Genomic DNA, 15,550 nt, shown 5'->3' with positions numbered 1-15,550 from the left:
CCGCTTGAATTTCTTATATATTTTCATCAATGCACCTTGTTTTACGAAGTGGTCTGTCGGTTCACTGAACCTAGAGCTCTAGCGAAGCCGTCAATTTTCGCAGGTATTCCGGGCTGTAACGGGCATAAACCCGGTACGTCATTGCGGTGTTGGAGTGGCCCAGGAACTGGGCAACAGCCTCCATGGAGTGGCCATCTTCGACAAGCCAGACGGCAGCCGAATGCCTCAGCATGTGGGGCGAAGCATCGGGTCTTCCGATCTTGCCGCCGGCGGTCTTGATGCCCTTCTTGATCGACAGGATCTTGTCGCCGGCCCACTCCAGAACGTAGGGGGTCAAGGCGCCTTCCTGCGCCTCTTGCAGGGCAGTAAATAGGCTATCATTGATCGGCACCGTCGCTCGCCCCTTGCGGTGCGCCTTGTCGAATGGATTGCGCAGCTGGATCATGCGGCGGTTGAAGTCAACACGATCCCAGGTCAGCTGCAGGGCAGCGCCCACTCTGGCTCCGGTGGCGATCATCAGCTGGATGGCCAGCTTGATGTGCGCCGAGTTTGCGGCGGCCAGGAGCTGGGTGACCTCCGGCCGGGTGAGATATCCCTCCTTTGGATCGGGCTTGGCCGGACGCTCGATGTCGGGCGCAAACGGGATCAGCCGCTGCTTACGCGCCCAGACCAGGACCGAGCGAAGGTGGCCCAGCTCCGTATGGATCGAGCCATCCTTCTTGTTGTCCTTGCGCCGTGCCGCGGTATAGGCGCGGCAATCGGCGAGCGTCACCGCTTCGCCTTCCTTGTCGGCAAAGAACGGAGCCAGGGCCTTCCAGGTGTAGCTCATCGTCGTGACGACTGATCGGCCTGCCTTGTCTATGCAGTAGGCCGTCCAGAGATCCTTGACGGTGGAGCCCTTCGGACGTGTCAGTTCCGCATATCGAGCCGGGGCGCGGCGGGCCGCCTCCTTCGGATCGTTGGTTCCAAGTCGATAACGTCGGCGGATGTCGCCTTCGTACCAGGAGATGCAAAGCTCTCCTCTGAGCTTGGTGATTGTCCATTCGGGTTCGTTTGACATTCGAAGTTCTCCACGTCCTCCCCTCTGATGCGCAATAGCTTGCCGGCCAATCTAAAGGCAGGCAGTTCGCCCGATGCAATCATATTGCGAACATGGCGCTCCGAACATGCCCACCGATCGGCGAGCATCGCGGGCGTATAGACCTTGGGAAAGCTCATGGGTTCCCCTCCTGGCGCTCTTTCATTTCATCTCTATCCGGTCAATGACGGCGTCGGCGCACCCTTGATCGGTCACCAAATCGTGCTTTTCGACGACCGACATAATTTCGACGATCGAGCGTCCGGAGACGCGTGCAATGTCCTGAATGGATGAGCCTTCCCTGGCTCTCTCGCAGATGAACGTGCCGCGCAGATCGTGATAGGTGACGCCCTCGATATTGACGCCGTCGGCGTCCATTGCCTTGCCCCATGACGTCTTGAAGCCGTCCTTGGTCCATGGGCGGCCGCGGGAGTTGAGGCAGATCCGCATCTTGTCTTTGTTCGCCGGCAGCAGGGCCTCGATCATGGCTTTGAGGCGCGGGCTGGCTTTCACCTTGAGGTGCTTGCCAGTCTTCGACTGCTTGAACATCAGGTAGGTGCCGTCCCACTGCTTCCAGCTCAGGGACAGGATCTCGCCCTGGCGCTGGCCGGTGGCGAGAGCGATCTCAAACGGCAACAGCAGATGCGGCTCCAGGTTCTTGCGAACCAGGGCTATCTGATCTTGGCTCCAGAGGAATTTCTTTCTGGATCCCTTGTAGATGCGCTCGATGCCTCTGCAGGGGTTCGTCTCGATGCCGCCGAACTCCGTCTCGATGGCGTAGGAGAACACCTTCGAGAGTGAGAACAGCGCCTTGTCGGCCTTTCTCGGATTGGCTCGCATGCCGCGGTGCCATTTGCGAACGTCAACTTTGAAGCCCTTTGCCTGGGTGAAGGCGGCAGGGCATTCCGGCCAGTTGTTGCGAACCAGCCTGAAGGCGTAGAGGTGGTCGACCCTGGTCGACCCGGCAAGCGACAGGAAGTCGGGATTGCGTTCGTGCTCGGGGCCAGTGAAGTGCTCGATCAGGCGATCCAGGGTGAGGATCACCTTGCTCGCTTCGGCGGCCTCCTTGAGCCGGGCGTGCTCCCGTGAGAAAGCTTCGGTGTGAGGCTTCTCCTTCATGCGGGGCCCGCCACGCCAGGCATAGTAGTAGGTCTCCTTGGATCCGTCAGCCAACTGATGCCTAACTCTGTGGATCCCTCTTATATTGACCAGCACGAGTCCGATCTCCTCCAGGTGCGGTTAGATCTTTTTGATTGCTCCAGAGCCAAGTCGCCCTTGCCTTGGATCTGAATTTGATCCTGTAGCTCAATTGGGACCCTCTTGGTTCATGAAAACTGTATTTTTAAAATGTTTGGCAGACAAGGTGATTGTGCTGTCGGTGTACCACATTATATTGTGGGGGTGTGGGTGCGATTAGTGTTAATATTATCAAGAGATAATGATCAGAAAATCACAGAATATATTATCAAGGGGGTGGACATTTTGTCTTCTATATATCGTGTCTCTGCGGTGGGCGCCAAGGATCGTTCGGCTGCAACGCTCGGTTCATCTCATCTGGCTCGGGTGCGCTTCGTTGGTCTGCTGCCTAACCACTGATGTCGAGGCGTGGCCGTTATCCTTTAGACGCCCTATCGCCTATTCCGGCGGGAAAGTCGGAATAGCTTTAGAAGGTTGAAGCCAGAAGTGGAGACGTGCTTAACTTTTCCAACTTCCAAATCGACAATACCCGACGCGTTGTTAAAGGGCAGTCCCTCGTGTGCGCTTCGAAGGCGGGCAAGGAAGCTGTCCTCGCTCGCCCTTCGTTATCCACTCAGCCCTCAGCGCGCGGTGCTGGGGAGGATTTGCGGTAACTCCTTCGGACGCGCACGACGGTGACGTGCTTGCCTGCAAGCGGCGCTACGAGTTTTATGCCGTATTCGTTGATACCCAGGGGGACAGTGACGTCCTCGCTGATGTGGCGCAAGTTGGGGCCGCAGAGGGTAGATCCGCTTTATAAAACGGGCGCCGTGGCGGACCGAAACTCTAAGGCGGTAAAGAGCTCGTCGAATGCCGGTCTGACCTCTATCCGGGTCGGAGGGCTGACCACCAACTTCCTAGGCGATCGATCGGCTCAAAGGGTGGCCAGATTGGCGGTTTTTGGAAACTATCGTTCGCCTCGTTTCCGAAAGCGGAGATGCCGCTCTCGCCCGCCGCTATAACGATTTCGAGTATCATTGAAGGGCGGAATCTAAAGCTCTAAGAAAACTATCGGCCGTTCGAGAGCCTTGTGAGAAGTGCGACTAGCTCAGACTGCCGATGCGTTTGCGTCTTTGCGAAGACGGATTTCAACTGGTTGCGCGCAGTCTCATAGGAAACGCCGAGCTCGTCGGCCACCGTTTCGACGCCTTGTCCCGAGCAAATCTTTCTCGCCAGCCTTGCTTCGGACGTTGTGAGCCTGAAGCACGACTGCAGCACGGCTTCAGGAGGAGGAGGTCTCGCGTCAGGGTCAATGAGGATAACGATTGCCTGGCATGGCGCCAGCGCGTTGTAGGAGACTCTCGGAAGTCGCAACGGATACGCAAGGAGCGGCCGCCCTTGGAGTCTGGGCAGCGGCACGGGTGGCATCGTTGCGGCCGTGTCCAGGGAACACAGCAGCGCTTTCAGCGATCGCTCCAGGGCGTCTGTCGCGGTTCGGTCAAAGGAGACCAAACGTCGATGCGTGATCTGCAGGCCTTGCCCCAACAGCCTTTCCGCCGAAGCGTTGGCCCGGAGTACATTGCCGCCCCTGTCCAGCATGATGGCGGGCGTTTCGGTTGCGCTAAAGGCATCCAGTGCCGCCTCGGCCTTCCCGAAGCCGATTGCTCGTGCAACTGCGGCTGTCGAACCCAGCTGTTTCGAAAGTTCCGCCAGCTGTCTCATCTCGTCCGGCGTAAACGGACCCTGTTGGATCGACCGCTGCAGCGACAGCGACCAGAAGTCGTCTCCTGCGGCGATCTTGACGGCCGCACACCACCGCAGGCCGAATGGCGCGAGGAATTCCTGGTAGTATGGATGCTTGGCGATATCGTCGGGCGTCAGGAGGTCGAACTCCGAGGTGACCCCTTTCCGATCAAGGAAGTTGATGAGGCGATACCGCTCGTCGCGGTCAATCCAGCCATCGCGGACGTAGGTGTCTAAAGACGGGGCCATGGTGCGGCTGCAGGGTAGGACTGGCAGATGTCCCCTCGTATCGAAGAGCAGCGCTCCGACGCTTCCCGTGGCCTTTTCCGCCACCTCCATCGCGGCATCCCAGCGCGAGGGGTCGACGGCTGCCTCGGCAAAGGCAATGCCGATCGCGTCAAAATCAAAAGCTGCGCCCACCGCTACCCCCAAGTAGATAACTATCTAAACACATTGCAGGTTGATTGACGAGTTGGGCTCCATCGATCTGCATGTCCAGCAAGGCCTCGAACTCTTTCTGATGCATCAACCGATCATTGTTGAATTTGGTATCGGAGAGCGTACTGTCCTCGGGAAGGCTAATTGGCGACCGAAGCTTCATTCTACTGTCGACGTAAAAGTGTGTGTTCGCGTGAAACCTGCGCACGTTAGAATGGCTATATCGCCCGAGGCATTGAGATGTTATAGCGTTTAGACTTCTTCTCTTCGAGAAGAGCTGCGCTTTTTAGTTCATTTTCACTGCAGTCTGGCGTGGCTGCCTAGCTCTTCGAGAAGCAAGCCGACGTCAGCCCGAGCTAACGCCGCCCACTTTCAACTGACCGTTCAGCCATTTTCATTATGGATCGCCGAAAGGGGTAGCCGCAGGGGTACTACAGCCTGCTACCTGATTGCCTGACAGTTCGAGTTGGGGGACCTTGTCATTGGTCATGACGATCCCCGGGCCCTGTGCCGAGCGCGCCGTCGCCGCCCGCCGCACCATAGGCTCCCGTCACGTCTCCGCTTGCGCGCGTTGTGTCAGCCTGTTGCGACGTTGGAAGATGCGGCTATTAGGGACGGGTTGCCGTTGTCGGGACATCGCGGACGCCTATATCCGCTAGCGAATTCGTGATCGGATCGGGCCCAAACCGTCTTCCGCACTCAGGGTAATCCGATACGGTCGCGTTTCCTTACTGATCTCAAGGGAAGACCCATATGAATAGGATCAATTCCGCAGCAAAGTTGGCGGCCATGGTCGCCCTGATTCTGGCCCAACAAGGCCTCGCAATGGCGCAGATGCCAGCGCAGCAGCCGGAGGCGAAGTCATTCAAACTTGGCGAGTTTGATATTGTCGCCCTGCACGATGCCCAGTTCGTCAAACCCAACGATGGCAAGACATTCGGGATTGATCATAGTCCGGCTGAAGTCGCCGAGATACTCAAGGCAGCTGCGGCTCCGACCGAAACCATTACGCTGAGCGTCGACGCCTTGGTTGTGAAGTCAAAGAAGCATGTCGTACTTATCGACACCGGCGTCGGTGGCGCGCTTCAGGACAGTCTGGCGAAGGCCGGGGTCAAACCCGCTGACGTCAATGAAATATTGATCACCCATTCGCATCCCGACCATATCGGCGGACTGGTTAAGGACGGCAAACTGGCATTTCCCAATGCCACTATACGGATGTCGGACGTGGAATGGGATTTCGCCAAGTCCAACACGGAGGTGACTGACATCGTCAAGGTGATCGCGGACCATGTGAAGCCGTTCAAGGCCGGCGCCCAGGTTGCGCCTGGCATCACCTCGGTAGCGCTTAAGGGTCATACCCCCGGCCATGTCGGCTATCAGATCAAATCCGGAAAAGAACGGCTCTTCGATATTGGCGATACCGTGCACAGCTCAATCATTTCGCTCGCCAAGCCGGACTGGGCCGTGTCCTTCGATGGCGACAAGCCCGAAGCGGAAGCGAACAGGGCCAAGACACTTGCTATGCTCGCCAAGGATCACGAGTTGATCTTCGCGCCGCACTTCCCATTTCCAGGCATCGGGCACATCGAGAAAGATGGCGATCACTTCAAATGGGCGCCTAGCGACAAGCCCAGGTAGGAATGGCATCCGACCGACCTCAGGCTCGCAGACTTCGCCACCGGCAGCATCGAACCGTTCAGGGGCACCTTGTTGGCTATCGACGCCAGGTGATAGTACCGGCGGTATCGCCACAACGCTGGCTTGCAAAGTCGGCTCTGTTCGCCAATCATCCCGAAGCTGCCGGACCGCAATGCGCCTCTATCCAGTCGTTGAAGCTGACACGGCCACTCTCTGAAAGCGGACTTTAGAGTGCTGAGTCAGTGATCGAGTGCGATTGCGCCTTCTCGTCCCACCTTACTAACGGACCCTCACCGCCTCCACAGAGGAGCGCACGCCAATAAAATAAGCCGGATCGGCGTCGCCGGTGCGCCCCTACGGCGGCAGATGTCCCATTTTCAACGTCTTGTTGCGCTGGCGAGGAGAGTGCCTTCCAGAAGAAGTGCACCCGGCTTGTCTCCATCGACCGCATGTCCACAAGGTATCGCTGCTTGCGAAGGGTGACGTAGAAGAACGATGGATCATGATCGATGCGTTTTGACGAAGCCGCCACGACAGAAGATCGCGTGCAACCGATCGTTCGAGCGAACTTCTCAATCGCCGATTACCATACCTCTATAAAAGAGCCTGCTCGAAACGGTGAAGTATATAGGGTGGGGGTCTTACAAATGATATAAAACTATGCCCAGATGCTCGATCGACAAATTTGTTTGGAGGGGGCCATGCAATATCTTGACGACGATGTAGTAGATCTGCGCCGCGATGACGGCACCACATGGCAGTATTATTGGGGTGATCGATGCGAGGTTCTCTCAGAGGAAGGGGGAAAAAAAAGGGTTCAAATGATCGGGCCCAAAGGGCCGGTGGACGAGGGCTTCATATCTTCAAAAACCAACCTGCGAGATACCGGCTTGCTTCGGTTGTCGATGGTGGATGTGCAGCAGGGAGATGGCCTCATTCTGGATACTCCAGCGGGCAAAGTTGTTTTTATTGATGGAGGTGACAGCAAGCTTTTCGCGCGGCATGCAGCCGCTCGCTACGCGGGAACGTCCGCCGCAGATCCGCTGCTCGTGGATGCGGTGATAGTCACGCACGGGGATGCGGATCACTTCGACGGTCTTTCAGACCTCATCGCATCCGAAAAGAACAGAGAAAAGCGCAAGCGCATTTTTGTGGCCCCGCGCCGGGTCTACCACAATGGACTTGCTAAGCGGCCCGGGAAGATCGACGAGGTGAAGGTGGCCGAAACAGAAATGTTCGGCGCCGTGACAGACGTTGGCGGCCGGCCGTTTGCAACAGAGCTCGTAGACGACCCCCGCACTGTTCCCGAACCACAGCTGAACAAGCCTTTTAAGAAATGGGTCCGCACGCTTGGCGCTTGGGCGGATCGTCTCAGCGCAGTCGTCGGCGAGGAGATGATTGTCCGGCGTTTAGATCATACCATAGGGGATGCCTTCGACTTCCTCGAGGACGAAGACGTTCACGTTGAATTGCTGGGACCCATAACCGAGGATGTAGATGGCACTCCAGGGCTCGCATTCCTGAGCGATCCGCCTGATGATGCTCGGCTAATGCTCGGGCTCAAGCCTGGAACAAAGCCAGGGAGTTGGTCGGCATCCCATACCATAAATGGGCACTCCATCTTTATGCGTATCCGGTACGGAAACGTACGATTTCTTATGACCGGCGATATGAACGAAGAGTTGATGAACCGGCTCCGCGCAGCTTTGCCAAACGCCAGGTTGCGAGCCGAAATCCTGAAGACGCCGCATCATGGATCGGCCGATTTCAACTACGGCTTCCTACAAGAGGTTTCGCCTGTTGTATCTTTGATCTCATCCGGCGATGAGAGCGAGCAGAAGGAGTACATCCATCCTCGCGCGACGCTGATGGCCGCGCTTGGCAAAGCCTCACGAACCACGCCAGGAATCATTTTCTGCACTGAGTTGGCGGCGTTCTTCGCGATGCGCGACTATGTGCAGGACCCTAAAGACCCCACTAGGAAGTTCTTCGCTTTCGAGCGAACGAATTTTGGCATCGCGCACATCCGAACAGATGGAGAGCGTGTCTTGGCGTTCACGCATTCCGGCAAAAAAGGGTTTAACGAGGCCTATCGATTTACCGTGTCTCCAAGTGGCGAGATCGAATTCGCGCCTCAGGTGTCAAAGCGGAGTGCACCAAAGCTCACCTAAGAACGCCATTTGCGCGAACTACCGACAGGCTGAGAAACCGACTTTGCTGCCAAGAAGCTAATCGAACTTGCCGATGGCTATCAAGGCAAGGCGCAAGCCATGATGGATTGGCAATTTGCCTTAGGTGGCATCCAACTCACTGCAATTCTTCACTCCGCTCTGTCTGGATTAATATTTGCACGAATTGAACGTGCAGCCAGAGCGGAGAATTACCTTCGGCCCCATCGCGGCCGCTCAACATAACTCGTCGCAACGACGGCTTCGTCGGGCCGAACCACGAACGATTTTATGCGACCTGAGCCATGTCCACTTAGCGCCCAATGTCAGCTGTAGAGGGTGGCCGGCACGATCCTTTGGGAGATCAAGCGTACCAAGAACTGGAGCGGAAACTGGCTGGCAAAACTGCGGGACGACCAGCGCGCCGCCAAGGCAGAGGTGGCTCTTATTGTGTCGCATGCCCTTCCGCAGGGGATGGATCATTCGTTCGATCTTATCGACGGCGTTTGGGTGACCGAACCACGATGTGCGGTTCCAGTAGCCATAGCTCTGCGTGAATCGCTCATTTCCTTGCTAGGCGCGCGCCATGCCGGCGAAGGACAGCAGACCAAAATGGAGATGATTTATGGGTATCTGACCGGGCCGCGTTTTCGGCATCGCGTGGAAGCAATCGTCGAGAAGTTCACCGACATGCAGGAGGATCTCGAAAAGGAGCGCAAAACCATGACGAGGTTGTGGGCGAAGCGTGAACAACAGATCCGCGGTGTGGTTGAGGCGACCGCAGGAATGTATGGCGATCTTCAGGGTATCGCCGGGCGGCATCTGCAGGTCATTGAAGGACTCGATCCACTGATGATCGAGAGCTTGCCCCAGGAGGAGATGGGATTGGGAGCCTGATTGACCCTCAGTTGCAGATTCCATCCAAAAGACCAAGTTTGAATATTGTGGTGGGGGTTCTCAGTGTGAAATTCCAGTTTCACACTGAGGGGTGTCCTAGCGGTCTCCGCGACGGGATGTTGAGTTGTTCGAAAAGATAACTCTGGGGGGGCGAAGGGCATGTTCCGTATCGTTCGTCTAGGTCGACGAGCAATCGGTGGGGTAGTGCTGATTGCCACACTTGTTGCCTTCTTCTCCTCAAACCAATTTGCCGCCCTGGAACTGGCATTCAAGTTTTGGGATCCGTTCGCGATCTCACAATATCGGCTGAGCCGTCTTTCGACTGACGATTATGAGGTATCCATCGAGCAGGCGCTCAAAGAGGGCGATGTTTCTGAAGCCCAAACCCTCGTGGAGCTCGCCCATGACAACGGACGCGAATTGCCGGCGGATCTGGTAGAGCGGACACGGGAAAGCCGCTTTGAATTCGGGCTACGAAATACCAAGGATTTCCTGGATGGCGTGATTACCGGGCAAGTGACGACCCCAGCCTCCATCGGAGGCGTGCTGGCTGCCGACTACGTCGGTGTCGGCGATGTCCGCGATGCTGTCATTCAAGGCAACCTCCTGATCCGCGGAGACGGCTACGACAAGCTTACTCTTGGCCTTTCCCTGCTTGGCCTGGCGACGAATGTTCCAGGTACCGGAACGATAGACATGGGATTTTCGCTGCTGAAAAACGCCAACAAAGCCGGGAAGCTATCGGGAGGTTTGCTCAGACGCCTCGGTGTTATATCGGGTCAGCTGGTTGACCTGGAAGGCTTGAAACGAGGACTTACCCGTACATCCCTGCCCACATTGAAGGCTCCTTCGGCAGCAGCCGTTCGCGCGGCCGCCAGCGAGATCGACTGGCATCGCGTCGCAAAGGGCGACTTCTCGGGATTCCGAAAACTGATCTCAGAAATGATGCCAGTCGACATGACGGCTGCAAAAGATGCCTTTAGCGGCGCGGTTCGCAAAGAGATGGTGGGGGAGGTCGGTTTACTTGCGAGTTCCGCAACCGGAATAGCGTCGACCGGCGGGATAAAGGCGACATTTCGAGCTCTGGAAAATGCCGATGATGCCAGGGAGCTCTCCCGGTTCCGATCCTTGGCAAGTAGTATGGGTGAAAAAACCTCTGCGGTCGTAAGAGTGCTGGGCAAAAGTGCGATCAAGCTGGGGGGACTGGTCTATTGGGTCGTATCGATATTGATTGCCGCAACAGGTTGGTTCGTTGGCGCGCTGTGGTTCTTGCTTTCCTTGGTCCGAACCTCATTCAGCTTAGTTGACCGCAAGGGGGCAAGCACATGAGTTCGAACGGACGTTCAAGACTGGCGTTGGTAGCGGCAGGGATTGGTGGGACTGCCGTCGCGGGTTTCGGATTCGCGTTCGGCAGGGACATTTACAAGAAAACAAAGAAGAACGTCGAATTGATCGCTCTCCTTTTGGCAGCGGTGTTTTGCCCGTTCATCGGCGGGCGGGGTCTCGTCCGAGGACATGATCGAGGGATATTCGGAACAATCTTCCTGACCGTTCTTGGAAGTGTACTTTTGATCGTAGCGGGCTTTTGTGCCGCCACTCTTTTGTTGTTCGGTCTCCTCGTCATGTTCAATGATGGCAATGCTCACAGTCCTCTTCCTTTCGCGCTGGTCGGCGGGTTCGTGGTGACCGCGATCATCGCAATGATTGGTCTCGTGGCTGGGATTGTTCAGCGACCCAAACGGCTGAAAGTGATCGCCGTTGCCAAATTCAACGATCGGTTCTTGAAGGAGAACGGCTTTCAGGAAACCGACGGAGACGACATCACTCACTATGATGCCAATGGCCAATCATTGAGGTTTCTGGAGGGCCACCCGGACCGCCTTGTCTTCATGGCTGTTGGCCGGCGCGGAAAGCGGGCTTTCATCGACCTCGACCAGGACGGCCGAATGGTGAGCTACTCGGGCATTGCGTAACCAACATAAGACCCGATGGGGAAACAGGCGCAATCCGCGCGACTGAAGAGTACGCGGACACGAAGCAACCAGTCGTTTAGCAAGGTGATCGGCGCGCCGGACAACTTCGGAGCAGCCATCGCTCGATCCAAAGGAATGACTCATGACAAGGCAGCATTCAACGCCACTGGTGATCTCTAGCGACGGGGGGAGCGTAGCGGCTGCGAGCTTGCTTGAACTTGGTGGAGGTGGGCATGGCATGACTGAAGCGGCGATCCAGGACCTCATCCATCGCTTTCCATCTTGTCTGCCCATCGCCGAGATAGATCCACTGTTCGCTAACCCCGTGCCGATTTGCCGTGAGCTTTCGACGCCGGCCGGCGCAATCGACAACTTTATGGTCACGCCTACAGGGTTGCCGGTGCTCGCCGAATGCAAGCTCTGGCGCAATCCAGAAGGCAGGCGAGAAGTGGTTGGGCAGATTCTCGATTATGCGAAGGAATTAGCGCTTTGGACCTCGTCCGATCTGCAGCGCGAGGCTAGCCGCCGACTCGGCGCGGAAGGAAATGTCCTTTTAGATCTGGTACGAGCGGCAGGGAATGATGTGGACGAGATTGCCTTCAATGACGCGCTCACTCTGAATCTGAGGAGAGGGCGCTTCCTGCTCCTTATTGTGGGCGACGGTATTCGAGTTGGAGTGGAGACGATCGCCGAATATCTGCAAGGCCATTCCGGTCTTCATTTTACATTAGGTCTCGTTGAGATGCCGATTTACCAACTGGCAGACGGCGCGCGGATCATTGTTCCGCGCGTTCTTGCGAAAACCCAGACGATTGTTAGGACCGTTATCGAGCTCCCGGACGGCTTCGTCCTGTCTGAGGGCGAGGAGGAGGGAGCTGCTGATTCAGTCGAGACGCCGGAGCGAAGAGCGGGGAGGGAGCGGCGCAACGCCATCCGACAGGGATTCTGGCAAGACTTCCTGTCGGGGCTACATCTCGACGACCCCGATCAGATGCGCCCTCCAGCAGCGCTTGGCGGCCATATCGTCTTCAAATTCGGGGCGCCCGGCGGCTCGAGTTGGTTGACGGTTTACCGGGATATGCGCGCCAATCGCGTTGGCCTGGACCTTTCCTCCAACCGTAACTCGGCGGGCGAGCGGGCGTCGAGGGCGCTTGCCCCTCAGGCAAAAGAGTTGGCTGCGGAACTGGGTCCAGGCGTGACGATCGATTTTGCAGGCGATAGGCCCGTCATTGCTCAGGATTTCACCGTGCAGGACCTCGAGAACCCAGAAGACCGCGAACGGGCGCTCAATTGGCTGCAGGAGCGGACAAACGCCTTTATAAACGCACTTCGGCCGCGCATTAGGTCGGCGCTTCGCGATCTAACAGAGGAATGAAACTTCGGCAGGGCCCTTAGGGTGAAATCCGATTTTCACACTGGAGTGCCTTTGCGGTGGCTCGAATTGGACGTGGGAAGCGACCAAGATACTAGCGTCGACGTGCGAGATTGGGCGAGGGGGCCTAAGCCAGAATGAGGCTTTGTATCCATCGTGGCAGCAAGGAGATCGGAGGAAGTTGCGTCGAGCTGGAGCAGGATGGTCACAGAATCTTGCTGGACCTTGGACTCCCGCTCGACCTCGAATTCGAAAGCGCAGCCCTGCCAGCGGTCAGTGGCTTGCAAGAGACTGATGAAGGGTTGCTGGGGATTGTTCTTAGTCATGGCCACCGGGACCACTGGGGCCTGCTTCCGAAACTATCGCAGCCAATCGATGTCCATGTCGGCCGCAAGGCTTTGTCGATCATGCGCGCTGCGCAGCCGTTCGTCCCAGGCGGTTGGGCTCCAGAAAGAGCCGTCGTGTATCGGGATCGAAAGCCTTTCCATATTGGCCATTTCAAGGTGACGCCATACCTGATGGATCACTCGGGCTTCGACGCCTACAGTCTTCTGATCGAGACCGGGGGCAAACGGCTGCTTTATTCTGGTGACATAAGAGGACATGGCCGAAAGGCCGCGCTGTTTGAGCGCTTTGTGGCAAATCCACCAAATTCCGTCGACGTAATGCTCATGGAGGGATCGAGCCTTGGTCGGCTCTCTGAAGGCGCTCGGTTCGAAACAGAAGGCCAGATCGAGAACCGGTTGTTCGATGCGATGAGCCAGACAACGGGGATGGTATTGGTGGCCTGCTCGGTCCAGAATATCGATCGCGTTGTCAGCGTCTACCGGGCGACAAAGCGCTCAGGTCGACAACTGATTGTTGACGCCTATGGGGCGGAGATCCTGAGAGCCACGGATACTACTTCCATCCCCAAGCCCGCAGAAGGCTGGGACGACGTAAAAGTCTATATTCCAAGATACCAACGACGGCATCTGGCCCAGAACGAAATCGCTTATCTGGTCGACAGCTATAAAGGACTACGGATATTCCCGGAGAAGTTATCGGCGGCAGCGAGCAGGTCGGTAATGATAGTTCGACCATGGATGCTGGCCGACCTAAATGAGTTTGGGGCGTTGAACGGAGCGCGCGCAATCTGGTCTCAATGGGATGGGTATCTCGCTCAGGAATCCGGCATCAGGTTTATGGCCAGGTGCCGCGAACTTAGCATTCCGATTGAGACGATCCACACCTCAGGCCACGCCGATATCCAGGATCTCCAGCGATTTGCCAAGGCTGTCAACCCTGGCAAACTCATACCGATCCATACATTCTTTCCCGGACCGGTTCGGCAGCTTGTTCGACAATGTTGCACCAACAGAAGATGGCAAGTGGGAGCAGATTTGAATGAGGGCGGTTTCGGAGGAATTTCTCTATGATTTGAAGGATGGGATGCTTCGGCATCTAACAGAGCGTGTGCGCGCGGACGACACTCTCATGCTTGCGCTCAGGGGGGCATCGATCAACATCTACTACAGGGGCGGCAATCTTATGCGAATTGCGAAGAACCCTGGCAGCTACCGAGCGACGTTCGATATGAACTACGCCGGCAAGAATGCCCTCCCTGAGCAGCTCGCGTTGCTCGAAGAGTTGCCTAAGTCGGTTCGAACGGAGTCTGACTGCCAGATTTGGCTGAAGTCATTTCCACATCTCAAGGAAATCATGAACAGCTACCTTGCCAAACATCCGAAGTTGGAACGCGAGTTCCAGCAGCTTGTTGCATGGGAAAATAACCGTTCGCGCAATGCGAACGGGACAGAATATTTCATAACCGACATTGAATACGACGGCGGCGCGGGTTCTGGACGGTTCGATATGGTTGGCCTCAGATGGCTGGCTAAGGACAAAAAGACAGGAAAAAAATGCGGGCCAGTCTTCATTGAGATGAAGTACGGAGATTCTGCTCTGGATGGAAAGGCGGGTTTGCAGAAGCATCTTGCAGATTTTAGCGCAACTCTCCGCGACGAATTAAGAAGCAAGAATCTAAATAATATGATTGAGAGTCAATTCCGCCAGTTGGATCAACTTGGGCTGCTGAGATTCAATCGTACCAGGATGTTCGACGGAGTTACGGTATCGGGTAAGCCAGAAGTTATAATTATTATCGCAAATACGAACCCTAATAGCACGATTCTCCGCAGATTAATCGGCTCCATCAACGAGCCGGTTGATTTCGAGTTGAGGTTTTTTGTTGCAAGGTTCGCCGGCTATGGTCTGCACAGCAAATGCCTCGTGGGTCTGCGAGAATTCCAAGCGCTCTTGAGCAATAGCAAACTTTAATAACGTTGATCGCCCACACTTGTTAGGGGCGGCAATGACCTTCAGGCTACATCGCTGTCGCTTTTCGGCGCGCTGGCTCGAGGCGTCCCGGCACCAAAATACGCGACCGCTGGTCTCTGCCGCTACGATCGGCAGTTTTGAACGATTGGCCAAAAGAGTAATGCGCTTGCCCTTTTTGCGCTTCAACAGTCGCCGTAGAGCGCACTCCTGACGATCGAAAGGCATTGTTCAATGCGCGCCGACCACCTAACCCGTGAGCAATCTTGAATTTGGTGGCCACTGCGCCGTTCATGGCCAGTGGCTTATGCTGCAAACGAAGGTAAAGCGATAAACATGGCTGACAATCCGGCTCCCGAACCGACGATGCGCGATTTGATGGCCGCAGTCGCATATTTGCTCCTGCATTGGGGATGGTTAGAAGGAGAAGTTCGCGCGCGTATCGAGGCGATCGAACCAGACCGCCTTTTGTCCAAGGGATCATTGTGGGTCCACTGGAGCTCAGTTGAGCCAGGGGCTTGGCAGCGGTTCCGGAGTAATATCCAGATGCTTGGCGATGTCCGAAATTGTCTTGCGCATGGGCTGTGCGGTGCAAATGCTGACCCGCTCAGCGGAAGTGAGCCGCACGTTATTTGTCACACAGGAGTGGGCCGTCGCGTATTAACGATGTCCGAGTTGGAGAGAGTGACCGACGCACTCCACGTGGCAAGGAATGATGTGCGTGACGGCCGTTTTTGACTGTCTTGGT

11 protein-coding genes and 1 pseudogene are annotated in these 15,550 nt (G+C 56.4%); 8 read left to right on the top strand and 4 right to left on the bottom strand.

Annotated elements, in window-relative coordinates; translation table 11 throughout:
• Positions 1-70 precede the first annotated feature (70 nt).
• The 4 genes from AC1RUK_RS13405 to AC1RUK_RS13390 form a co-directional block, all read right to left on the bottom strand.
• A complete protein-coding gene (locus AC1RUK_RS13405; protein ID WP_481839514.1) occupies positions 71-1,009 on the bottom strand; it encodes a tyrosine-type recombinase/integrase in 939 nt (312 codons plus the stop codon).
• The gene (locus AC1RUK_RS13400) at positions 910-1,143 is read right to left on the bottom strand and encodes a hypothetical protein (RefSeq protein WP_481840305.1); all 234 of its coding nucleotides are present in this window, start codon (positions 1,141-1,143) and stop codon (positions 910-912) included. The genes AC1RUK_RS13405 and AC1RUK_RS13400 overlap by 100 nt, the downstream gene beginning before the upstream one ends.
• 97 nt (positions 1,144-1,240) lie before the next feature.
• Positions 1,241-2,251, bottom strand: coding sequence for a tyrosine-type recombinase/integrase (locus AC1RUK_RS13395; protein WP_481835237.1), 1,011 nt, complete (start codon positions 2,249-2,251; stop codon positions 1,241-1,243).
• Positions 2,252-3,322: 1,071 nt separating this feature from the next.
• Positions 3,323-4,417, bottom strand: a complete 1,095-nt coding sequence (locus tag AC1RUK_RS13390) for a helix-turn-helix transcriptional regulator (RefSeq protein WP_481835238.1) — start codon at positions 4,415-4,417, stop codon at positions 3,323-3,325.
• Positions 4,418-5,188: 771 nt separating this feature from the next.
• On the opposite strand from AC1RUK_RS13390, the gene AC1RUK_RS13385 reads away from it, so the two are divergent.
• From AC1RUK_RS13385 to AC1RUK_RS13350, 8 genes and pseudogenes are all read left to right on the top strand, one after another.
• Entirely contained in the window at positions 5,189-6,076 is an 888-nt protein-coding gene (locus AC1RUK_RS13385) for an MBL fold metallo-hydrolase (protein WP_481835239.1), read from the top strand.
• A 701-nt stretch (positions 6,077-6,777) separates the two neighbouring features.
• On the top strand, positions 6,778-8,247 hold the full coding sequence (locus AC1RUK_RS13380; RefSeq protein ID WP_481840274.1) for a ComEC/Rec2 family competence protein: 1,470 nt from the start codon (positions 6,778-6,780) through the stop codon (positions 8,245-8,247).
• 333 nt (positions 8,248-8,580) lie between these two features.
• Positions 8,581-9,141, top strand: a pseudogene (locus AC1RUK_RS13375) (DUF2130 domain-containing protein); the annotation flags it as partial.
• Between the two features lie 159 nt (positions 9,142-9,300).
• The gene (locus AC1RUK_RS13370; protein ID WP_481835241.1) at positions 9,301-10,470 is read left to right on the top strand and encodes a hypothetical protein; all 1,170 of its coding nucleotides are present in this window, start codon (positions 9,301-9,303) and stop codon (positions 10,468-10,470) included.
• The gene (locus AC1RUK_RS13365) at positions 10,467-11,114 is read left to right on the top strand and encodes a hypothetical protein (protein WP_481835242.1); all 648 of its coding nucleotides are present in this window, start codon (positions 10,467-10,469) and stop codon (positions 11,112-11,114) included. Before AC1RUK_RS13370 ends, AC1RUK_RS13365 begins: the two co-directional genes overlap by 4 nt.
• Before the next feature lie 238 nt (positions 11,115-11,352).
• Positions 11,353-12,489 (top strand): hypothetical protein, encoded by a 1,137-nt coding sequence (locus tag AC1RUK_RS13360; protein WP_481835243.1) that lies wholly within the window; start codon positions 11,353-11,355, stop codon positions 12,487-12,489.
• A gap of 212 nt (positions 12,490-12,701) precedes the next feature.
• Entirely contained in the window at positions 12,702-13,904 is a 1,203-nt protein-coding gene (locus AC1RUK_RS13355; RefSeq protein WP_481835244.1) for an MBL fold metallo-hydrolase, read from the top strand.
• Complete coding sequence (locus AC1RUK_RS13350; protein ID WP_481835245.1) at positions 13,873-14,805, top strand: hypothetical protein; 933 nt, start codon at positions 13,873-13,875, stop codon at positions 14,803-14,805. Before AC1RUK_RS13355 ends, AC1RUK_RS13350 begins: the two co-directional genes overlap by 32 nt.
• Positions 14,806-15,550 lie beyond the last annotated feature (745 nt).

The sequence above is a fragment of the Mesorhizobium monacense genome, from assembly GCF_056781675.1.
Note: the sequence above shows the minus strand (reverse complement) of the source record. Positions and strands in the feature narration are given on the sequence as shown.